Genomic DNA, 20390 nt, shown 5'->3' on the forward strand with positions numbered 1-20390 from the left:
GAAAGTGGCCAAAACAAGCTTACGCGTCAAGGCGAGCCGCAAACCCAAGTTCAAGGTCCGCGCTTACAATCGGTGCCCGATTTGTGGCCGTCCTCGGGCTTTTCTGAGGCGGTACGGAATCTGCCGTATCTGCTTCCGCAACAAGGCTCTCGCCGGCGAACTGCCCGGCGTCCGCAAGGCGAGCTGGTAATTAAGGAGAAATGAAATGGCTGTTGTTGATCCTGTAGCCGACATGTTGACCCGCATCCGGAATGCGTACGGCGCCTATCACACCGATGTCGCTGTCCCGACTTCGAAGATGAAGTCTTCCATCGCGGGTATCCTGAAGGAAGAAGGTTATATCGCCGACTACGCTGTCGAGGACAGGGACATCAGTATTACCCTCAAGTACGCCGACGGCAAACCGCTCATTACTGGCCTGAAGAAGGTCAGCAAGCCCGGTCGTCGCGTGTACGTTGGTGCTTCTGATATCCCCCGTGTCCAGAACGGCATCGGTATTTGTATCGTGTCCACCTCCAAAGGGCTGCTTGAAGGCGCCAAGGCCAAAGAGGCCAACGTCGGCGGCGAGCTGCTCTGCGAAATCTGGTAAAGAGGTTCCGTTATGTCTCGTATAGGAAAGAATCCCATCGACATCCCCTCGGGTGTCGAGGTGTCTGTCGGAGCCTCCGAAATCCAGGTCAAGGGTCCCAAGGGGACCTTGGCTACCCCGGTCGATCCGGCCGTGGCGTATAAGATAGAGGATGGCAAGGTGTATGTCTCCCGCGTGGATGATTCCCGCCAGGCGCGCGGCCAGCACGGTCTTCGTAGGACCCTGCTCGCCAACTGCGTGGATGGCGTGACCAAGGGCTTTTCCAAGACCCTGGAAGTCATCGGCGTCGGATACAAGGTGTCCGTGCAGGGCAAGAAAGTCGTTCTGGCCGTCGGGTATTCCCACCCGGTCGAGTTCGACCTGCCCGCCGGTCTGGAGGCCAAGGTGGAAGGCGCCAAGCTGACCATCGAGGGCATCGACAAGCAGCTTGTCGGTGAAATTGCGGCCCGGATCCGTCGTGTGCGTCCGCCCGAACCCTACAAGGGCAAGGGCATCAAGTACCTCGACGAGATCATTCGCCGCAAGGCCGGTAAGTCCGGTTCCAAGTAGGGGTAATAGTCATGAGCAAAAGCAAGAATGCACAGCGGCTTCTTCGCAAGCCCCGCATCAGAAAGAAGATCTCCGGTACCGAAGTCCGGCCCCGTCTGGTCGTCTATCGCTCCAACCAGCATCTCTATGCCCAGTTGGTCGACGACGTGAACGGCGTGACCCTGGCCTCCGCCAGCACTCAGGTGCTGAACAAGGACGGCGAGGCGCTGAAGGCCAACAAGGATTCTGCCGCCAAGGTGGGCATGGCCATTGCCGAGGCCGCCAAGGCCAAGCAGATCGAGGCCTGTGTCTTCGACCGGAACGGATATATCTATCACGGCAAGATCAAAGCCCTTGCCGACGGCGCCCGTGAAGGCGGGCTGAAATTCTAGTCACCAGGAAAGTAAAATGGAACAGAATGACAGTGGATTGATTGAAAAAATCGTCTACCTCAATCGCGTCGCCAAGGTTGTCAAGGGTGGCCGCCGTTTCAGCTTTAGCTGCCTGGTGGTCGTCGGTGACGGTGAAGGGGGAGTCGGTTACGGCCTGGGTAAGGCCAACGAAGTGCCCGAAGCCATTCGCAAAGCGAGTGAGCGCGCCAAGAAGAACATGATCAATGTTCCTCTGTTGGACGGCACCCTCCCGTATGAGGTCCTGGGACGTTACGGCGCGGGCCGCGTCATGCTCAAGCCCGCCAGCCGAGGCACCGGCATCATCGCCGGCGGTCCCGTTCGTGCGATCATGGAGGCCGTGGGCGTCAATGACATCCTGACCAAGGCCATCGGCACCAACAATCCGCACAACGTGTTGCGTGCCACCATGGCCGGATTGGAGTCCCTGCGGAGCGCGGAAGAGGTCTCGGCCCTGCGCGGCGTGACGGTCTCCACTCCCAGAAAGTAGAAGGATATCGCCGTGATTAAAGTCAAGCAGATCAAAAGCAAGATTGCCTGCAAGCCCGACCAGGTCAAGACCCTGGAATCCCTGGGCCTGCGCAGGATCAATCAGGTCAAAGAGCACGATGACAATCCCGTCATCCGCGGAATGATCTACAAGGTCAGACACCTGGTGGAGGTTACCGAATCATGAGACTTCATGAACTCTACGCCTTCCCGGAAGAATATAAGAACCGCAAGCGCATAGGGCGCGGCTCCGGCTCCGGATGGGGCAAGACCGCCGCCAAGGGCCACAAGGGTCAGAATGCCCGTGCCGGCGGCGGCGTCCGCCCCGGTTTCGAAGGCGGCCAGATGCCTCTGGCCCGCCGCCTGCCCAAGCGCGGGTTCAAGAATCCCTTCCGTGAAGAATACGAAGCCGTCAACGTGGGCCGCCTGATCGCCCTGTTCGAAGGCAAGGATGAGATTACCGTTGCCGACATGTACGAGCGCGGCGTCGTCAAGAGCGGCGCTCCGGTCAAAGTGCTGGGCACCGGTGACGTCGACAAGGCCGTGACCATCGAAGCCCATCGCTTCAGCGCGTCCGCCGCCGACAAGATTGCCAAGGCCGGCGGTACCGCCAAGGCCATTGAGGCGTAAACTCACTATTGATCCGGAAGGGTACTTAGACGATGTCAGGAGTTGATAATATTGCCCGGTTGCCGGAGCTGCGTAAAAAGCTGCTCTGGACGTTCGCACTGCTCGCTGTCTACCGGTTGGGCATACACATCCCTATTCCCGGCGTCGATAGTGCCGCGCTTTCCGAGTTCTTCGCTCAGGCGCAGAACACCCTCTTCGGCGTGTTCGACATGTTCTCCGGCGGTGGACTCAAACGGATGTCCATCTTCGCCCTGGGTATCATGCCGTACATCTCGGCCTCGATTATCCTTCAACTTCTGACCGTGGTCAGCCCCGAGCTGAAACGTCTCCAGAAGGATGAAGGCGAGGCCGGCCGGAAGAAGATAACCCAGTACACCCGGTACGGCACGGTGCTCATCACCGTGGTGCAGGGTTTCGCCATCGCCACCGGTCTGGAGTCCATGAGCTCGCCCACGGGCGCCCCCATGGTCCTCTATTCCGGTATCGGCTTCAAGCTGATGACGATCCTGACCCTGACCGCGGGCACCGTGTTCCTGATGTGGCTGGGCGAGCAGATGACCGAAAAGGGCATCGGCAACGGCATCTCGCTGATCATCTACGCGGGTATCGTCGCCGGCCTTCCGGCCGCGCTGATCAATACCCTGCAGTTGATGACCGTGGGCGAGATCTCCTTGTTCATCCTGCTCATCCTGCTGGTCGTGATGGTGGCCACCTTGGCCTTCATCGTGTTCATGGAGCGCGGACAGCGTCGTATTCCCATTCACTATGCCAAACGTCAGCAAGGACGCCGCATGTTCGGCGGGCAGACCACGCATCTGCCGCTGAAGATCAACACCGCCGGTGTTATTCCGCCGATCTTCGCGTCCTCCATCCTGATGTTCCCTGCAACGCTTGCCCAGTTCTCGAACAACAAGTACCTGCAGGACTTCTCGGCCTACTTCAGGCCCGATTCCATCCTGTACAATATCCTGTACATCGGAATCATCATCTTCTTCTGCTATTTCTACACGGCGATCATGTTCGATCCCAAGGGAATCGCGGAGAACATCCAGAAGCAGGGCGGGTTCATCCCGGGCATCCGCCCGGGCAACCGCACCCGCGAGTACATCGACAAGGTGCTTGCCCGCATCACCCTGTGGGGCGCCTTTTATGTCTCGGCGGTCTGCGTGCTGCCCATGCTCCTGATCAGCAAATTCGGCGTCCCGTTCTATTTCGGCGGCACCTCCCTGCTGATCGTGGTCGGCGTGGCCATGGACTTCATGGGCCAGATCGAGTCCTACATGATCTCCCGCCAGTACGAGGGATTGATGGGGAAAGGCAATAAACTCAAAGGAAGGCGTTAGTCTTGAAAAAGTTTCGGGGCGTCTTCCTCAAGAATGATAAAGAGATTGGCCTCATGCGTGAGGCCAATCGCCTTGTTTCCAGAATTCTCGACGAACTCGGTGAAAACGTCAGACCCGGCGTTTCCACCATGTACTTCGAGAACATCTGCCGCGCACGCTGCGACGAGTACGGTGTAAGGCCGAACTTCCTGGGATACCAGGGATTCCCCTTCGCCCTGTGCTGCTCGGTCAACGAGGAGATCGTGCACGGCTTTCCCTCCGAGGAGCGCATCCTCAAGGAGGGCGACATCGTCAGTTTTGACATGGGTGTCGAATACAAGGGATTCCATGGAGACTCCGCCCGCACCTTCGGGGTGGGCAAAGTTTCCAATGAAGCGCAGAAACTCATGGATGTAACCCGCGAGTCTCTGTATATAGGGATCGAGCAGGCCCGGCCCGGAAACAATCTGTATGACATCTCCGCGGCAATCCAGTCATACGTGGAAGGGTTCGGCCTGGGTATCGTCCGTCGTTTTGTAGGTCATGGGATCGGCAGTCACCTTCATGAGAAGCCCGAGATCCCCAACTTCGTGCCCAGGGGGCTGTCCGGCGTTCCTCTCAAAGCCGGAATGGTCCTTGCCATTGAGCCGATGGTCACACTGGGAACGCACGAAGTCGAGGTTCTGGACGACAACTGGACTGCGGTAACCAAGGACGGTTCACTGGCTGCTCACTTCGAGCACTCCGTGGCCGTGACCTCCGACGGACCGAGAATATTGAGCCTGTCCGACTAGCTCCTTCGGGGGCCTGTAATTCGGGCTTGCTCTTTGTTCGAAAAGGCTGTATAAAACGCAGCTTCGTTAAAAAGGCCACCCCCCGCGAGGGGGGTATGGGCATTATTGTTATTTAGACATTGGAGATGGTCATGAAAGTCAGACCTTCTGTGAAGAAAATGTGTTCCAAGTGCAAAGTAATTCGGCGCAACGGTGTGCTGCGGGTGATCTGCGAAAATCCCCGGCACAAGCAGCGTCAAGGATAGAGGGTAAAAACTATGGCACGTATTGCTGGCGTTGATCTGCCGAGGAACAAGCGCGTCGATATCGCGTTGACGTACATCTACGGCATCGGCCGTACCATGGCCCTGCAGATTCTCGACACCACCGGTATCGACTGGAAGACCAGCAGTGACGACCTCACTGCCGAAGACGTCAACCAGATCCGCGTCGAGATCGAGAACAACTACAAGGTTGAGGGCGATCTCCGCCGTGAGATCACCACCAACATCAAACGCTTGATGGACATCGGCTGCTACCGCGGTCTGCGCCATCGCCGCGGTCTGCCCGTTCGCGGTCAGAAGTCCAAGACCAACGCCCGCACCCGCAAGGGGCCGCGCCGTTCCGTCATGGGCCGCAAGAAGAAATAGCTCGACAAGAGACTATCGCCGGCGCGCCCGTGCGTGCGCTTGCGTCTTATAAGACTTTTATTCAACGGAGATTAAGGCAATGGCTAAACCCCGTCGCTCTGGGAAGAAAAAAGAGAAGAAGAATATTCCCGTCGGTATTGCCCACGTCAAGGCCACGTTCAACAATACGATCGTGACCTTCACCGACGTCAAGGGCAATGTCGTCAGCTGGGCTTCCGCCGGTGCTCATTTTAAGGGTTCCCGCAAGTCCACTCCTTTCGCGGCCCAGATGGCTGCCGAAGCCGCCGCCAAGCGCGCCCAGGATTCCGGCATGCGCACTGTGGGCATTTACGTCAAGGGCCCCGGCTCCGGCCGTGAGGCCGCCATGCGCGCCATCAACAACGTCGGCTTCAAGGTGACCTTCATTCGGGACATCACCCCGATTCCCCACAATGGTTGCCGTCCGCCCAAACGCCGCAGGGTCTAATTAAGGAGAAGAATCGTGGCAAGATATACTCAAGCTAAATGCAAGCTGTGCCGCCGCGAGGGAGAGAAACTCTTCCTCAAGGGTGATCGCTGCTACACCGACAAGTGCGCCTACGAGAAGCGGCCCTATCCTCCGGGACACGCCGGCCGCATGCGCCACAAGATGTCCGACTACGCCATCCAGCTTCGCGAGAAGCAGAAGGTCCGCCGCATGTACGGCGTCCTGGAAGGCCAGTTCCGTATGTACTACAAGCGTGCCGAGGGCATGAAGGGCGTGGCCGGCCACAACCTGCTGTTCCTGTTGGAGCGTCGTCTCGACAACGTGATCTATCGTCTCGGCTTCGCCAACTCCCGCGACCAGGCTCGCCAGTTGGTCCGTCACGGCATCTTCAAGCTCAACGGCCGCCGCGTGAGCATCCCGTCCATGCAGGTCAAGGCCGAGGATGTCATCGAGGTCCGTGAGGAAGCCCGCAAGATCCCCGTGATCAACGAGGCCCAGGAAGTCATTGCCCGCCGCGGCTGCCCCGAGTGGCTGGAATCCGACGGCGCCAACTTCAAGGGCACGGTTAAGGCCATGCCGAGCCGGGAAGACATCCAGTTCCCGATCAACGAGCAGCTGATTGTCGAATTGTACTCCAAGTAAATAGGGGACTACATGCTTATTGAGAACGGCGACAAACTCATCAACACCCGCAATTGGAGCGAACTGGTCAAGCCCGAGTCCCTCGTGCGCGATCCCAAGTCCTCCAGGATGTATGGTAAATTCATCTGCGAACCCTTAGAACGCGGCTATGCCACCACCATCGGCAACGCCATGCGTCGGGTTCTGCTCTCCTCCATGCAGGGCTGCGCCATCGTCAGCGCGACCATCGAGGGAGTGCAGCATGAGTTCACCACGCTGCCCGGGGTTCTTGAGGACATGACCGAGGTTGTGCTGAACCTGAAGCAGGTTCGCATTGCCATGACCACGGACGAGCCTCAGCGCTTGGTCCTCGAAGCCAACAAGAAGGGGCAGGTCACTGCCGGCATGATCCAGGAAAACCAGAATGTCACCATTCTGAACAAGGATCAGCTTATCGCCACGCTGACCGAAAACCGCTCCCTGAAGATGGAATTGGAAGTCCGCATGGGCAAGGGCTACGTCCCGGCCGACATGCACGAAGGGCTGACCGATGAAATCGGCTCCATGGTCCTCGACGCCAGCTACTCCCCCGTCAAGAAGGTCGCATACTCCGTCGAACAGGCGCGTGTCGGCCAGATGACGAACTATGACAAACTCATCCTGGAAGTGTGGACCGACGGTTCCGTCACTCCCGAGGATGCCTGTGCATACAGCGCCAAGATCCTCAAGGACCAGCTTTCGGTGTTCATCAACTTCGACGAATCCTCCTCCGAGACGCATGAGGAAGAGGACGATTCCATCGATCTGAACCCGAACCTCTTCAAGTCCATTGACGAGCTCGAACTCTCGGTTCGCGCCACCAACTGCTTGAAGGCCGCCAACATCCAGTTGGTGGGCGAATTGGTTCAGCGCACCGAACAGACCATGCTCAAGACCAAGAACTTCGGCCGCAAGTCCCTGGACGAGATCCGCCGGGTTCTCGACGGCATGTCCTTGAAGTTCGGCATGACTGTCGAGGATTTTGACAAGAAATACCAGGAATGGTTGAAGAGGAAAGAGAAAAATGAGGCATAGAAAGTCCGGCCGCAAACTGAATCGGTCCAATACGCACCGTGCCGCCATGTTCAAGAACATGGCCCGCGCCCTCCTGACCTACGAGCAGATCCGCACCACCGAAGCCAAGGCCAAGGAACTTCGTCGCATTGCCGACAAGCTCATCACCCTGGCCGTGCGCAACGACCTGCATTCCCGCCGTCAGGCGTACAAGGTCCTCGGTAGCCACCAGATGGTTCAGCGTCTCTTCGACGAGATCGGTCCCCGCTTTGCGGAAGCCGGCGGGGGCTACACCCGCATCGTCAAGATGGCCCAGCCCCGCAAGGGCGACTGCGCTCCCATGGTCATCATCGAGTTGACCAAGAAGGCCGGTGAAACGGCCGCCGCAGCCCCGGCCAAGGAAGAGCCCAAGAAGGCTTCCAAGCCCGCCGAGAAGAAAGAAGAGCCCAAGAAGGCCCCTGAAAAGGCCGAGGAAAAGCCTGAGGAAACGGCCGAGGAAACTCCCGAAGCCGCCGAAAAGGCCGACGAAGAATAAATAATCAAGGGCAGGCCGAAGGCCTGCCCTTTTTTTGTTCTAAGCTATAGATTTCATCAATTTTGAGGATAGGTTGTATGGACATCAGAAAGCTTGAAGCGTTTTGCAAGGTTTATGAATTGCAAAGTTTTTCCAGAGCCGGAGAGGCCATGTTCCTGTCCCAGCCGACCATCAGTTCGCACGTGGCCAATCTCGAGGATGAACTGGGCGTCAAGTTGTTCGACCGTCTCGGGCGAAAGATCATGCCCACCCAGGCCGGAGACGTGCTCTATGAGAGCATGGTGACCATCTTCCGGAATCTGGACCGGGCCAAGGCTGCCATCGAGGTCCTGCGCGACCGGGTTGTCGGCGAGTTGCAGGTGGGGTGCAGCACCATCCCGTCCCACAGCATCCTGCCGGAACTGCTCAAATCCTTTTCCGCCAAGTACCCCGAGGTCTCGTTTATCGTTCACACCGGCGATTCGTCCGAGGTCATAAAGAGGGTTGCCTCCGGCGATTGGCCCGTGGGCATCGTGGGCAAGCGGCCCGAGGAAGAGGAGTTGACGGCCAAGCTCCTGGCCCGCGACGAGACCATCTTGGTGGCCTCGCCCAACGCGCCTTGGCTGCCCGTTGTGGACGAGCCGACCATGGACGAGCTTGTGCAACTGCCGTGGATCATGCGGATTCAGGGATCGGCCACGCGGATGGTTTTGGAGAACGCCCTGAACAAGGCGGGCTGCTCCCTGCAGAACCTGAACATCCGCTGCAAGGTGGAAGGGACCTGCGAGAGCCTGGCTCACGCCGTGCACGGGGTGGGCATGTGCTTCACCTCCAAGCTGGCCGCTCAGTCACTGCTGGACAGCGGCGAGGTCGTGCGCATCAAGGCCCCGGCCCTGGAAGGGCGCCGGGAGTTCTACCTCATCCACCACAGCGGCCGGTACATGTTCCCGGCGCTCAAGGCCTTCGTGGAGTTCCACGGGTAGGGCGTCAGGGCAGGAAGACCAGCTCCGGAGCCCTGTCGATGATCCCGGTCTCCACCAGGCTTTCATAGAAGGCCCGCATCCCCTCCTGCTCCTCGGGGCCGAGGTCGTAGACCAGGCCGTCGAAGTAGGAGCACATCTCCTCGTCGTTGAGGCAGCTTTCCTCGGCCGCCATGACGCAGACGTCGCCGATGTTCTCCTCTCCCCAGCGTTTGCCCGCGAGCAGCAGCCTTGAGGCCTGCTCCACCTTTTCTCGATCCCGTTCCCAGCTTTCGCGCCGGACGATCCAGACGCCAAAGATGAAGGGCAGGCCGGTCAGTTCGCGCCAGGCCTCGCCCAGGTCGATGCGGTACGGGTAGTCCGGGTGGTAGCGCAGGTTCAGGGCCTCGTCACCGATGCACAGGATGGCCTGGGGGCGCTCCCCGGTCCCGAGGACGTCGGTGGCGCTGCCCGTGGTGAACACCGTCTTGATGTTCCACAGCTTGGCCTGAAGCACGCGGAGTAGGGCCGCCGAGGTGTGGGTCTGGGCGCTGACCAGGATGGTCCTGCCGTCCAGTTCTTCCACGGGGCGGCGGCTGAGGAGCAGTACGCTCTGCACAGGCCCCCGACTGCCGATGCCGATGTTCGGGATGAGGAAGTATTTGTCGGCATGCCGGGCGTACTCCACACTGGAGCAGGCGGACACGTCGAGCTTGCCCGCATCCATGAGCTGGTTGAGTTCGGCGGGTGGGCCCGAGGTGACCTCGCAGTCCATGGGCAGGATGCCGGTTTCCAGTGGGTGGTATATGGGCAGGACGTTGAGATAGCCGATTTTTCCTAGGCGGACGGGCATTATTTTGCCTCCATCAGGGTATAGTCCATGGTCCGTTGGCAGGGCGTGAACCCGGCCCCTTCGACCAGACGGCGGATTTCCTCGCGGGACAGGCGGAAGGCCACGCCCGCGGCCTTGACCACGTTCTCCTCGATCATGGTCGAGCCGAAGTCGTTGCCGCCGAAATAGAGGGCCAACTGGGCGATCTTGGGGCCCATGGTCACCCAGGAGACCTGGACGTTGTCCACGTTGTCCAGGACGATGCGCGATACGGCCAGGGTGCGCAGGTATTCCACGCTGGTCAGCTTGCGGCAGTTCGGCAGGGCCGTGTGGTCGGGCTGGAAGGTCCAGGGGATGAAGGCGGTGAACCCGCCGGTGCGGTCCTGGACCTCGCGTACGCGGAAGAGATGCTCCAGCCGCTGGGCCGGGGTTTCGAGGTGTCCGAACATCATGGTCGCGGTGGTGCGGAGCCCCTGCCTGTGGGCCTCTTCCATGACGCCCAGCCATTGGTCGGACGGGCACTTGTTCGGGGCCACCCGCGAGCGGACCTCGTCCACCAGAATCTCGGCGCCGCCGCCGGGGATGGAGTCCAGCCCGGCCGCGCGCAGCCGCCGGATGACCTCGGCAATGGAGATGCCCTCCTTCTCGCTCCAGAAGACCACTTCGGGCGGGGAAAAGGCGTGGATGTGCACCGGATGGTTTTGTTTGATCCAACGGAGCATGTCCTCGTACCAGGTCAGCGGCAGGTCCGGATGGTGCCCGCCCTGCATGAGGATCTGGGTGCCGCCCAGCGCCTTGGTCTCGTCGATCTTGCGCCCGATCTCCTCGAAGGAGAGTACGTAGGCGTCCTTGTCGCCGGGCTCGCAGAAGAACGCGCAGAACTTGCAGCAGCAGACGCAGACGTTGGAATAGTTGATATTCCGGTCCACCACATAGGTGACCACCGGCTCGGGATGCCTACGCAGCCGCACCCGGTGGGCCAGCCAGCCGAGGTCGTAAAAATCCGCCTCGGCATACAGTCGCTCGGCCTCGCCGAACCTGATGCGCTCCCCGGCCAACACCTTGTCGAAAATATATTCAAGCATCATAACTATCTCTCTTGCTCAATAATCTCGCTACCCACCCCGCGAAGCGGCCCCAGAGGCTCAGGAAGGATGGGATGGGAGTCCGGAAGGGAAGGGAAAGCCCTTTTCAAGGGTTTCCCTTCCCTTCCCCCGGCCGCCGGAGGCATTCCTACACCTCGTTGAAAAAGCCGTCGCGCTCCACCGGTGTGCAGCCGCACCCCCGGATCATGTCTTCGAGTTCGGACCGGGACAGCCCCTGTTGGGAGTCGGCCCCGGCCTCGTGGCCGATCTTCTCCTCGACGACCGTGCCGTCGAAGTCGTCGGCCCCGAACTTGAGCGCGGCCTGGGCCTGCTTGACCCCGAGCATGACCCAGTAGGCCTTGATGTGCGGGATGTTGTCGAGCAGCAGGCGGCAGACCGCGATGGTCTTGAGTTCCTCCAGCCCGGTCAGGGGATTGTCGATGGCCAGCCGGCTGTTCTCGGTCAGGAAGGGCAGGGGGATGAAGCAGGTGTACCCGTGGCTGCGGTCCTGGGACTCGCGCAGCCGGACGAGGTGGTCCACGCGCTCCTCGATGGTCTCGATATGGCCGAAGAGCATGGTACCGTTGGTCTTGAGCCCGAGCCCATGGGCCTGTTCGTGGATGGCCAGCCACTCGTCGGCCGTGGCCTTGCGCGGGCAGAGCTGCTCGCGGACCTTGGGGGCGAAGATCTCGGCCCCTCCGCCGGGCAGCATGCCCAGCCCGGCCGACTTGAGCCGGGTCAGGACCTCGCGGGTGGAAATGTTTTCGAGATGGGCGAAGTGGGCGATCTCCACGGCGGTGAAGCATTTCAGGACCGCGTCCGGGTAGCGCTCGTGCACGGCGGACAGGATGTCCTCGAAATAGGCCAGGCCGAGCCTGGGATGGCAGCCGCCAACGATGTGAACCTCGCGCGGCGGCAGCGGCGCGGCCTCGAGCTTGGCCAGGACGTCCTCGCGGGTGAGCACGAAGCCGCCGCTTTGGCCTTCCTCGCGCTGGTAGGCGCAGAACACACAGCCGTTGACGCAGACGTTGGTGTAGTTGACGTGGCGGTTGACCACGTAGAACGCCTTGTCGCCGTGCATGCGGGTGCGCATGCGGTGAGCCAGTGCGCCCACCGCCAGCGGCTCGGGGCACTGGAAGAGGCGCACGCCGTCCTCGAAGGAGAGGCGCTCGTTCGCCTCGACCTTGTCGCGGATGTCGGCCAGGTCCATGTTGTCGAAATAGTCGCTCTTGAAGAGGTTCATGCGGTTACTCCTGTGTAGGGATGTCGGCCAGGCCGTGGCGCAGGAAGGCGGCCAGGGCGCGAGCCTGTTCCGGCAGGGAGGCGGCGGGCGCGAGCCCGTTGTCCAGCGAGGGTACGGCGTAGCCCTGGAGGAAGCGGTCCATGACCGCGTGCAGGGTGAATACGGCCATCTCCACGTCCAGGGCGGCGGGCAACTGCCCGTCCCGGACGCCGCCCTCGATGAGCTGCCGGAGATACTTGGCGTGCGCGCCCCGGATCTCGCCGAGAAAGCGCTCGCGCAGGGGAAAATTTTCGTTGAAGAGCATCTTCAGATAGATGCGGTAGAGGTTCGGGTGGGCGTCCACGAACCGGGTCCCGGCCAGGAAACTCTGTTCGATGCGCTCGAAGAACCCGAGGCCGGGCGTGTCGCGGATGGCCTTGAGCGGCTTCTTGAAATCGCTCACCGCGCGGCTGAAGATATGCTCGAACAGCCCCTGCTTGTTGCCGAAATACTTGAACAGCGAGCCCTTGGCGATGCCCAGCCGTTCCACGATCCGGTTGATCGACGCCTGGTGGTAGCCGTGCTCGGCGAACTCCGTGGTGGCCTCGTCCAGGACGCGCTGTCGCTTCTCGTCGGGCAGGTTCTCAAAGGTGTTTTTCGTCAATCGTGCAACTCCCGCGCTTGCGCTTTTCGGTCCGATCCGTTAGTGGTGACCAGGTGGTCACCATGAGTACAAGGACGCACGAGTCGTGTCAAGCTGGTGATGAAAACGTGTTAAAACAAAAGGTTGTCATGAAGAAAAAAATGACTCTCGGCTTTTCGCCCTGTCCCAACGACACCTTCATCTTCCATGCCCTGGCCACGGGGCTGATTCCCTGGGCGGGCGGGCTCGACGTAACCCTGGCCGACGTGGAGGAGCTCAACGGCCTGGCCGCCGCAGGCGCGTTGGACGTGGTCAAGGTGTCCACGGCGGCGGCCGCCGGGATACTGGACGAATACGTTCTGCTGCGCGCGGGCGGGGCCATGGGCTACGGGGCCGGGCCGGTGCTGGTGGCCGAAGAGGGCCGGACGCTGGGATCCCTGGACGGCGGCACGGTGGCCATTCCGGGGGAGCGGACCACGGCCAACCTGATTTTCGGCCTGTGCTGCCGCGAGGCCGGGATATCGGTCGCGCGCCTGTCCATGATTTTCGACGAGGTCATGCCCGCCGTGGAGGCGGGGCGCGCGGACGCGGGCGTGGTCATCCACGAAGGGAGGTTCACCTTTGCCGAGCGTGGTCTGGTGCGTGTCCTCGATCTGGGCGCGTGGTGGGAGGCGCATACCGGCCTACCCATCCCGCTCGGGGCCATCGCCATCAGGCGGTCGCTGGGCGAGGACGTAGCCCGGCGCATGAACGAGGCCATCCGCCAGAGCCTGTTGTTCGCGCGCAACGAGCCCGAGGCCGGACGCGACTATATCCGCGGGCACGCCCAAGAACTGAGCGAAACAGTGGTCCGGACCCACATAGAGACCTTTGTCACGGACTACAGCCTGGACGCGGGCGAGGCCGGGGTGCAGGCGGTCTCGCGCCTGCTGGCCGAGGCCGGCTGTATCAGGAAGGACGTCTTCATCACGCTCTAGGCGGCGGGGGCGGTCCTTTTCCTCCGGGTGTCCTGGCTGACGTACACGCCGACGATGACCAGGGCCGAGGCCGCGTACTGCATGGGATTGAGCCGCTCACCCAGCAGGATCAACCCCATGACCAGGGTGAGGACCGGGATGAGATTGATGAAGGACGAGGCCTGGCCCGCCGGGACCTTGGACATGCCGTAGTTGTACATGCCGTAAGCCCCGATGGTCACGAACACGCCTAGGTACAGCACGGAGATCACGCCCACGGGATCAAAGGACGCGGGCAGATGGGTGGACGGCAGGAAGAGCAGGGGGAAGTAGAACAGGGAGCCGGTGAAGGCCTGGATCATGGTCAGGAACCACGGGCTGTAGCGGGGGCTCAGCTTCTTGAAGGCGATCATGTACCCACAGGCGCAGACCATGGCCATGAATTCGAGGAAGTTGCCAAGCACCGGGTTGGACGCCGTCTCCGTGGCTTCGGCCACGCTTGAGAGGACCACCGCACCGACAATGGCCAGGCCGAACCCGGTCACCGTGCGCCGGGTCAGGGGTTCGTTCAGGGTCAGGCGCGCGGCCACGGCCACCATGAGCGGCAGCAGGGCGCAGATCATCCCGGCCTGGGAGGCGTCGGTGTAGGTCAGGGCCAGGGCCTCGAAGATGAAGTAGAAGCCCGGTTCGCAGATGCCCATGAAGGCGAGCAGCTTCCAGTCACCGGGCCGGTAATCGATTTTCTTCAGGCTCTTGAAGACCAGCAGAAAGCAGATCGAGGCCACGAACATGCGGCCGAAGATGACCACCATGGGATCGAACCGCTGAAAGGCGATCTTGAGCACGATGAACGAGCTGGCCCAAAGCAGGACAGCCGCCCCGAGCGCCAGGAGCGCCCTTGTTTTCCTCTCAGCGATGACCATGTGCAAACTCCCGTGGATGTGAACAAATCGTCTACCATTGTTCACCTGTGAAGGGAATGGAATTCGCCATCACTTATTCGGATGGAGTGCATTGGCGCTCAAGGCCCCTGAACGTGAAAAGGGCCCCACTTGCGCAGGACCCTTTTCACGGTGTTCTATGAAATCTCCCCTAGTGGGGGCAGACGGCGAGGACATTGACCGGCTTGAAGCCGTTGTCGGGATTTTCGGCGTAACGGCAGCCCAGGTGGGAGTCGTCGCGCTTGTGCAGGATGTCCGTTTCGGAGCCGAGGTAGTGCGGGCAACTGTTGTTGTTGCATATGAGGATGATTCCCCAGCCGGTCTCGGGCGGCGCCAGCCATGCGTCCAGTCTTTTGCCGCAATGCGGACAGTCTCTGTCGGGCAGTTCCGTGACGATGCCGGCGTATTCGTGGATAACCATCTATATCATCTCCTTGGGTACGGCGCTTCGGCCGTCATTGATTCGATAAAGACAAGATAATCCCCCAACCCCGTCCGTCAAGGCCGGGGTTGGTTTTTTTTGTCTCCGACGGCCAGGGAAGGGGAGAGGGGACCTTTTGAGAAAAGGTCCCCTCTCTCCTTCCCTGACCTCCGACCCTCTCTCCCTCCCAAACTTTTTGTAGGCGCATGCGCGCGTGCGCTGGGTTGAGGGGAGAACGCTTTCTTCGCAGAGGAATTTGGGAGCTAGGTAACTTGATGGAGAAAAGTCAAAAAAAGAACTGCCACCCCGCGAAGCGGCACCAAAAAGTTTAGGAAGGAAAGGGGGATGGGGGTCCGGGGGAAGGGGGCCTACTCTCCGCCCTCCAGATCGCGGAGGAGGCGGAAGAGGGCGCGGGTATCTTTGGGAGGCTTGCCGTTGGCTTTTTCGCGGCGCGCGCCGAGGGTCAGTTGGCGCAGGCGCTGGCCTTCGCCGGGATGGGCGTCGAACAGCTCTTGCAGCAGGTCGTCGTCGCCGTCGACCAGCCGGTCGCGGAGGTCTTCGACGTGCCGGAAGGCCTTGGTCCTGACCGCGTGGCCGAGTTGGGCGGACTCGACCAGTTCGCGGGCGTGGGTGGTGTCGAAGGTCCGCATGAGCTTGCCCACGTACTGCATGTGGCGTCGTCTGGCCTCGTGCTTGGTTATGGTCTTGATGAGCAGCAGGGCCTCTTCCACATCGGGGGGCAGGTCCGCTTCCTTGACCACCTTGTCGCCGAGCGCGGCCAGGTCGGCCCCGAGCTGTTGCAGGGCGGTCATGTCGCGCTTGAGCTGGGAGCGGCTCGGGCGGTCGTCGATCTCGTCGAATTCGGACGGGTGATAGGTCGGTTTCTTTTTTGCCATCAGTCTTTGAGCGGCGCGGCGGCCAGGTCGGTTTCAAGGGAGGCGTAGATGCGTTCCACGCCTTGGGTCATGGCCTTGATCAGGGTTTCGGGGGCGGCGTCGGCCGCGGGTACGCGTTCGGCATAGGAGCCGGAGAAGAGGATGACGTTGTCCGCGGTGGATTCGTCCACCACGAAGAACTGCATCTCGACCACGGCGGCGGGTCGGTCGCCGGAGTAATCGCCGTACAGGGCGTTGACCGTGCCTTCCAGGGTCAGGGTCGGCACGACCATGCTGCCCGGTTCGATGACGTGCCCGAACCGGCCGGATTCACGCAGCCAGCGGCGCAGTTCCGTGGTCAGCATGCCGGACGGGGTGACGAAGAACATGTTGTAGAAATCGGAATCGATGCGCTCTCCGGCTTCCCGGTAGACCAGTTCGCGGGAGTTGTAGAGGTCCGAGACGGACAGCCGCCGGACCATGAGGATGATGTCCCTGGGCGCGGCGGCCTTTTGCGCGGTACGCACCGGGGAAATCTGGTAGTAGCGTTTTTCCAGGGGCTTGGCGCCCAGCTTGACGCAGGCCGAAGCGGCCAGGGCCGTGACCAGGAGGGCGAAGAGAAGGTGGTATCGTTTCATGGCGTGCACCGCTTACTTGCCGTTGGGGTTGGGTTTGTTCGGCGGGGTGCCGAAGATCACGCCGGACGGGTACCGCTTGGCCTCGTCCGTGAGTTCCTTGACGTTCTGCATGACCTGCCTGGTGTCCTCGATGATGGACCGGACATTGGCCTCCTGAGAGGCGGCCACGCCGTTGAGGCGGTTGACCAGGGTGTGGACCTTGGTGACGGCGTTGGCCAGGTCGGCCGAGGCCTTGGAGATGTTTTCCAGGGTGGGGGCGATCTCGGCCATGGCCTTGTCCATGCGCGGGTCGGTCAGGGTCTTGCTCAGGACCTGGGAGGCCTGCTTGAAGCTGGCGATGGCCGCCCTGGTCTCGGCCGCGGCGGCGATGATGTTGTCGGCGGATTTCGCGGTGATGCGGTCGACGTTGGCCAGGATGGAGGCCGTCTGCGGGATGATGGTCTCGGCCGCCGGGTCGGCGAGCAGCTTGTCGGTGCGGGCCAGGATGCCCTTGGTGGACTGGAGGATGTCGAGCACGCGGTTGCCCGCCTCTTTGCCGCCCTCGGTCTTCATGAAGTGGTCGATGGTGCCGACGATGGACTTGACGTCCTTGATGATGGATTCCAGGTCTTCCTGCTTCAGGCTGCTCAGGGTCTTGCTGATGGTCGTCACGGCCTCCTCGACCCGGCTCAGGGTGGAGGGCACGGACGGGATGTACGCGTTCTCCGGGGTCCAGTCGATGGGCAGGGGCGGGTTGCTCTTGGGGTCCTGGTAGACCGTGTTCAGGAAGAGCTGGCCGGTCAAGCCCAGGGAGGTGGGCCGGATGCGCATGCCGCGTTCGGCGTCGCGGGCCACGTAGGTGACGAAGTCCTTGGCGGTCAGGTTTTCGAACAGGTCCGGGTTGATCTCGCAGCGGACGTAGACGTAGCGGGCCTCGTCCGCGTTGGCCTGGGGATATATGTTGGACACGAAGTTGATCTCGGCCACGCGGCCCACCTGGACGCCGCGCAGCTTCACCGGTGAGCCCACGGACAGGCCGTTGACCGACTCGTCGAAATAGGTCTCCAGGGGGTAGGTGGTCTGGAAGAAGCGTCCGGCCCCGAGGATGATGACCACGGCCAGGAGCATGCCCGTGCCGAGGATGATGTACAGGCCCAGCTTGAAGTAGTCTTTTTTGCGTACCATTGCCTATCCTTGGGCTGCCGGTTGCCCGTCCGTTTCAAGGCCGGGGGCGTGGATGTCGGGTTGCCGGAGAAAGAATCGCCTGACGGACGGGTTGTCCGAGGTGTCCCGCAGCACGCGCGGGTCGCCTTCGGCCACGATGGATTTGACTTCCTTGTCGAGCATGATAACCCGATCCGCAATTTTGTAAATGCTTTCCAATTCATGGGTGACGATGACGAAGGTGATGCCCAGGTTCTTGGAGAGGTCCAGGATCAATTCGTCCAGGACCGCGCTGGAGATGGGGTCCAGCCCGGCGCCCGGCTCGTCCAGGAAGAGGATGCCGGGGTCCAGCGCCATGGCCCGGGCAATGGCCGCCCGCTTCTTCATGCCGCCGGACAGGGCCGCGGGCATCTTGCAGGCCGCGCTTTCCATGTCCACCATGGCCAGCTTGGATTTGGCGATCAGCTCGATGGCCTCCGCAGGCAGGTCGGTGAACTCCTCGAGCGGGAGCATGACGTTCTGGAGCACGGACATGGACCCGAAGAGCGCGCCCATCTGGTACATGACCCCGAACCTGCGGATGATCGTCTGGCGCGCGGCCCCCGAGGCGGCGGTCAGTTCGTCGTCGCCGTAGAAGACCTGGCCGGCCATGGGCTCGATCAGACCGATCATGTTCTTGAGCAGGGTGGACTTGCCGCAGCCTGAGCCGCCGAGGATGACGAAGACCTCGCCCCGGCGGATGTCGAAGGTCACGTCGTTCACGATGACGACGTCGCCGTAGCCGCAGGTCAGGTTGCGCACGCTGATGACCGGGGTGGTGTCCGCCATGACGTCCGCCTATAATCCCAAATAATAGTACGCCACGGCGAAGATGCCGTCGGCGAAGGCGATGAGGATAATGCCCGAAACCACGGCGCTGGTGGTGGAAAGCCCCACCGCGCTGGCCCCGGACCGGGTCTGCATGCCGCGCAGGCAGCCCACGCCCGCCACCAGGAAGCTGAAGACCAGCCCCTTGGCCATGCCGCCCCAGAAGTCGGTCGCGCCGACGTTGGCGAAGACGCGCGAGGTGAAGGTCACCAGGGGGTAGCCCATGGAGAGCATGACCAGGGCGCCGCCCACCAGGCTGGCCATGTTGAAGAACATGGTCATCAGCGGGACCATGCACATGGTCGCCAGCAGCTTGGGGACGACCAGGAAGCGCATGGGCGACAGCCCCATGGTGGTCAGGGCGTCCAGCTCCTCGTTGATCTTCATGGTCCCGATCTCGGCGGCGAAGGCCGAGCCGGACCGGGCGGCCAGGAGGATGGAGGTGACCAGCGGGCCCATCTCGCGGAACATGACCAGGCCGAGCATGTTGGGCACGAAGATCTCGCCGCCGAACCGCTGCAGGCTGATGGCCGACTGGAAGGACATGATCAGGCCCATGAGAAAGCCGATGAGCACGATGATGAACATGGATTCCACGCCCACGTTGATGCAGGCCAGGACGACGTCCTTCCAGCGCACCCGGCGCGGATGGATGGCGACCTGGGCGAGCAGCACGGTGGATTCGCCCACGAAGGCGACCATCTCGCGGATATTCCGCCAGACCTCGCCGCCCGCAGCGCCCACGGACTCGGCCAGGCCGCGCCGTTCCCGTTCGCCGGCGAGCCAGCCGGGCCGGACGTTGTCCCAGGTCAGGGCGACCAGCCGGCTGTCCTCCTCGCGAAGGTTGGCGAGGTCCATGGCGGCACTGTGCTCGGCGCTCAGCGCCTTGAGCTTGAGCAGCAGGGCCACGCCCGCGCCGTCCATGTAGGTCACCCCCCCGCAGTCGGCGGTCAGCCGGGCGAAGGGGGACGAGGACGCACCCTTGACGGCGTCGTCCCATACCGAGGCGGTGCCCGCCGCGTCCAGGCGGCCGGACAGGGCCATGACCAGGCCGTCGCCCCGGTTCGAAATGGAGACCCGCGCGTCGGTCAGGCTGCGGTTGTTCTTGGTCATGTGCTGTCGTCCCTTGTCGGAAATGGGGCCTTATGCCCGAACATATCGAATTGTCAGAATATCCGAGGCGGCGGGAAAAGAAAAGTCGTATGTGCGGGAGGAGAGTCCGCGGTCGGGCAAGGCACTTGACACAGGGTGAAAAGAATATTATTCCCTTATTTCATGAATAACAGAAAAATTGACAAACTGGATTTGGAAATCCTGAACATCCTTCAGGAAGACGGAAAGGTTTCCAATGCCGAAATAGCCCGGAAGGTCGGCAAGGCTCCTTCGGCCGTGCTCGAACGCGTGCGCAAGCTGAAGAAGAGCAGTATCATCAAGGGCTATGAATGTATTGTCAACCACAAAGCCCTGGGCCGGGGACTGACGGCCTTCACTTCCATCCGCGTGGAAGAGGGCGTGGGCGCCACCGAGGTCGGCCAGAAGCTGGCGGAATTCCCGGAGGTTCTGGAAGTTCATTATACCGCAGGGCGGGATTCGTACCTGGTCAAGGTCCGGGTGGAAGACACCGAGGCCTTGCAAGCGACGCTGGCGAAGTTCGGCACCATCGGGCCGGTCAGGGACACCAATTCGACCATTGTCCTGACCACGGTCAAGGAGTCACGGGTCATACCGCTACCCCACGAAAAAGACTAGAACACAAGGAGTCA

The 20390-nt window shown here is 61.6% G+C and carries 29 protein-coding genes; 18 read left to right on the forward strand and 11 right to left on the reverse strand.

Annotation, left to right across the window (positions count from 1 at the left end; genetic code table 11):
* Positions 1 to 4: 4 nt before the first annotated feature.
* The 16 genes from V8V93_RS09115 to V8V93_RS09190 all read left to right on the forward strand — a co-directional run bounded on the left by V8V93_RS09115 (position 5) and on the right by V8V93_RS09190 (position 9028).
* Positions 5 to 190 carry a type Z 30S ribosomal protein S14 gene (locus V8V93_RS09115; protein WP_014324040.1) on the forward strand — a complete coding sequence of 62 codons (186 nt, stop codon included), beginning with the start codon at positions 5 to 7 and terminating at the stop codon, positions 188 to 190.
* A 15-nt stretch (positions 191 to 205) separates the two neighbouring features.
* The gene (rpsH, locus tag V8V93_RS09120; RefSeq protein ID WP_338670029.1) at positions 206 to 589 is read left to right on the forward strand and encodes a 30S ribosomal protein S8; all 384 of its coding nucleotides are present in this window, start codon (positions 206 to 208) and stop codon (positions 587 to 589) included.
* A 12-nt stretch (positions 590 to 601) separates the two neighbouring features.
* Positions 602 to 1138: a 50S ribosomal protein L6 gene (gene rplF, locus V8V93_RS09125; RefSeq protein WP_338670030.1), complete on the forward strand. Its 537-nt coding sequence runs from the start codon at positions 602 to 604 to the stop codon at positions 1136 to 1138.
* Positions 1139 to 1149: 11 nt separating this feature from the next.
* Positions 1150 to 1509 (forward strand): 50S ribosomal protein L18, encoded by a 360-nt coding sequence (gene rplR, locus V8V93_RS09130; RefSeq protein ID WP_338670031.1) that lies wholly within the window; start codon positions 1150 to 1152, stop codon positions 1507 to 1509.
* Between the two features lie 16 nt (positions 1510 to 1525).
* Positions 1526 to 2017, forward strand: coding sequence for a 30S ribosomal protein S5 (rpsE, locus tag V8V93_RS09135; protein WP_338670032.1), 492 nt, complete (start codon positions 1526 to 1528; stop codon positions 2015 to 2017).
* A gap of 12 nt (positions 2018 to 2029) precedes the next feature.
* Entirely contained in the window at positions 2030 to 2203 is a 174-nt protein-coding gene (rpmD, locus tag V8V93_RS09140; RefSeq protein WP_338670033.1) for a 50S ribosomal protein L30, read from the forward strand.
* Positions 2200 to 2646: a 50S ribosomal protein L15 gene (gene rplO / locus V8V93_RS09145; protein ID WP_338670034.1), complete on the forward strand. Its 447-nt coding sequence runs from the start codon at positions 2200 to 2202 to the stop codon at positions 2644 to 2646. Before rpmD ends, rplO begins: the two co-directional genes overlap by 4 nt.
* 32 nt (positions 2647 to 2678) lie before the next feature.
* Positions 2679 to 3989: a preprotein translocase subunit SecY gene (secY, locus tag V8V93_RS09150; RefSeq protein WP_338670035.1), complete on the forward strand. Its 1311-nt coding sequence runs from the start codon at positions 2679 to 2681 to the stop codon at positions 3987 to 3989.
* Positions 3990 to 3991: 2 nt separating this feature from the next.
* Positions 3992 to 4762, forward strand: coding sequence for a type I methionyl aminopeptidase (map, locus tag V8V93_RS09155; RefSeq protein WP_338670036.1), 771 nt, complete (start codon positions 3992 to 3994; stop codon positions 4760 to 4762).
* Positions 4763 to 4893: 131 nt separating this feature from the next.
* A complete protein-coding gene (gene rpmJ, locus V8V93_RS09160; protein WP_014324049.1) occupies positions 4894 to 5007 on the forward strand; it encodes a 50S ribosomal protein L36 in 114 nt (37 codons plus the stop codon).
* A gap of 12 nt (positions 5008 to 5019) precedes the next feature.
* On the forward strand, positions 5020 to 5391 hold the full coding sequence (rpsM, locus tag V8V93_RS09165) for a 30S ribosomal protein S13 (protein ID WP_338670037.1): 372 nt from the start codon (positions 5020 to 5022) through the stop codon (positions 5389 to 5391).
* Between the two features lie 79 nt (positions 5392 to 5470).
* Positions 5471 to 5857 carry a 30S ribosomal protein S11 gene (rpsK, locus tag V8V93_RS09170; RefSeq protein ID WP_014324051.1) on the forward strand — a complete coding sequence of 129 codons (387 nt, stop codon included), beginning with the start codon at positions 5471 to 5473 and terminating at the stop codon, positions 5855 to 5857.
* 15 nt (positions 5858 to 5872) lie between these two features.
* Complete coding sequence (rpsD, locus tag V8V93_RS09175) at positions 5873 to 6499, forward strand: 30S ribosomal protein S4 (protein ID WP_338670038.1); 627 nt, start codon at positions 5873 to 5875, stop codon at positions 6497 to 6499.
* Between the two features lie 12 nt (positions 6500 to 6511).
* Entirely contained in the window at positions 6512 to 7552 is a 1041-nt protein-coding gene (locus tag V8V93_RS09180) for a DNA-directed RNA polymerase subunit alpha (RefSeq protein WP_338670039.1), read from the forward strand.
* On the forward strand, positions 7542 to 8066 hold the full coding sequence (gene rplQ, locus V8V93_RS09185; RefSeq protein WP_338670040.1) for a 50S ribosomal protein L17: 525 nt from the start codon (positions 7542 to 7544) through the stop codon (positions 8064 to 8066). The genes V8V93_RS09180 and rplQ overlap by 11 nt, the downstream gene beginning before the upstream one ends.
* A gap of 77 nt (positions 8067 to 8143) precedes the next feature.
* Positions 8144 to 9028 (forward strand): selenium metabolism-associated LysR family transcriptional regulator, encoded by an 885-nt coding sequence (locus V8V93_RS09190; protein WP_338670041.1) that lies wholly within the window; start codon positions 8144 to 8146, stop codon positions 9026 to 9028.
* 4 nt (positions 9029 to 9032) lie between these two features.
* Here the strand turns inward: V8V93_RS09190 and V8V93_RS09195 are convergent, their stop codons facing one another.
* From V8V93_RS09195 to V8V93_RS09210, 4 genes are all read right to left on the reverse strand, one after another.
* Entirely contained in the window at positions 9033 to 9857 is an 825-nt protein-coding gene (locus tag V8V93_RS09195) for a menaquinone biosynthetic enzyme MqnA/MqnD family protein (RefSeq protein WP_338670042.1), read from the reverse strand.
* On the reverse strand, positions 9857 to 10921 hold the full coding sequence (gene mqnC / locus V8V93_RS09200; RefSeq protein ID WP_422394415.1) for a cyclic dehypoxanthinyl futalosine synthase: 1065 nt from the start codon (positions 10919 to 10921) through the stop codon (positions 9857 to 9859). Before mqnC ends, V8V93_RS09195 begins: the two co-directional genes overlap by 1 nt.
* Positions 10922 to 11069: 148 nt before the next feature.
* Entirely contained in the window at positions 11070 to 12164 is a 1095-nt protein-coding gene (mqnE, locus tag V8V93_RS09205; RefSeq protein ID WP_338670044.1) for an aminofutalosine synthase MqnE, read from the reverse strand.
* A gap of 4 nt (positions 12165 to 12168) precedes the next feature.
* Positions 12169 to 12807, reverse strand: a complete 639-nt coding sequence (locus V8V93_RS09210; RefSeq protein ID WP_338670045.1) for a TetR/AcrR family transcriptional regulator — start codon at positions 12805 to 12807, stop codon at positions 12169 to 12171.
* Between the two features lie 128 nt (positions 12808 to 12935).
* Between V8V93_RS09210 and V8V93_RS09215 the strand changes: the two genes are divergently transcribed.
* On the forward strand, positions 12936 to 13763 hold the full coding sequence (locus V8V93_RS09215; RefSeq protein WP_338670046.1) for a 1,4-dihydroxy-6-naphthoate synthase: 828 nt from the start codon (positions 12936 to 12938) through the stop codon (positions 13761 to 13763).
* On the opposite strand, the gene V8V93_RS09220 is transcribed toward V8V93_RS09215, so the two are convergent.
* From V8V93_RS09220 to V8V93_RS09250, 7 genes are all read right to left on the reverse strand, one after another.
* A complete protein-coding gene (locus tag V8V93_RS09220) occupies positions 13760 to 14665 on the reverse strand; it encodes a DMT family transporter (protein WP_338670047.1) in 906 nt (301 codons plus the stop codon). The two genes, V8V93_RS09215 and V8V93_RS09220, sit on opposite strands and share 4 nt — an antisense overlap.
* A gap of 169 nt (positions 14666 to 14834) precedes the next feature.
* Entirely contained in the window at positions 14835 to 15104 is a 270-nt protein-coding gene (locus tag V8V93_RS09225; RefSeq protein ID WP_338670048.1) for a hypothetical protein, read from the reverse strand.
* A 368-nt stretch (positions 15105 to 15472) separates the two neighbouring features.
* Positions 15473 to 16000 carry a ribosome biogenesis factor YjgA gene (gene yjgA / locus V8V93_RS09230; RefSeq protein WP_338670049.1) on the reverse strand — a complete coding sequence of 176 codons (528 nt, stop codon included), beginning with the start codon at positions 15998 to 16000 and terminating at the stop codon, positions 15473 to 15475.
* Positions 16000 to 16617: an ABC-type transport auxiliary lipoprotein family protein gene (locus tag V8V93_RS09235; RefSeq protein WP_338670050.1), complete on the reverse strand. Its 618-nt coding sequence runs from the start codon at positions 16615 to 16617 to the stop codon at positions 16000 to 16002. The genes yjgA and V8V93_RS09235 overlap by 1 nt, the downstream gene beginning before the upstream one ends.
* 12 nt (positions 16618 to 16629) lie before the next feature.
* Positions 16630 to 17781, reverse strand: coding sequence for an MlaD family protein (locus tag V8V93_RS09240; RefSeq protein ID WP_338670051.1), 1152 nt, complete (start codon positions 17779 to 17781; stop codon positions 16630 to 16632).
* A gap of 3 nt (positions 17782 to 17784) precedes the next feature.
* Positions 17785 to 18588, reverse strand: a complete 804-nt coding sequence (locus V8V93_RS09245) for an ABC transporter ATP-binding protein (protein WP_338670052.1) — start codon at positions 18586 to 18588, stop codon at positions 17785 to 17787.
* Positions 18589 to 18597: 9 nt separating this feature from the next.
* Positions 18598 to 19740 carry an ABC transporter permease gene (locus tag V8V93_RS09250; protein WP_338670053.1) on the reverse strand — a complete coding sequence of 381 codons (1143 nt, stop codon included), beginning with the start codon at positions 19738 to 19740 and terminating at the stop codon, positions 18598 to 18600.
* 162 nt (positions 19741 to 19902) lie between these two features.
* On the opposite strand from V8V93_RS09250, the gene V8V93_RS09255 reads away from it, so the two are divergent.
* A complete protein-coding gene (locus tag V8V93_RS09255) occupies positions 19903 to 20376 on the forward strand; it encodes an Lrp/AsnC family transcriptional regulator (protein WP_338670054.1) in 474 nt (157 codons plus the stop codon).
* Positions 20377 to 20390 lie beyond the last annotated feature (14 nt).

Source organism: Pseudodesulfovibrio sp. 5S69 (genome assembly GCF_037094465.1).
GTDB lineage: Bacteria > Desulfobacterota > Desulfovibrionia > Desulfovibrionales > Desulfovibrionaceae > Pseudodesulfovibrio > Pseudodesulfovibrio methanolicus.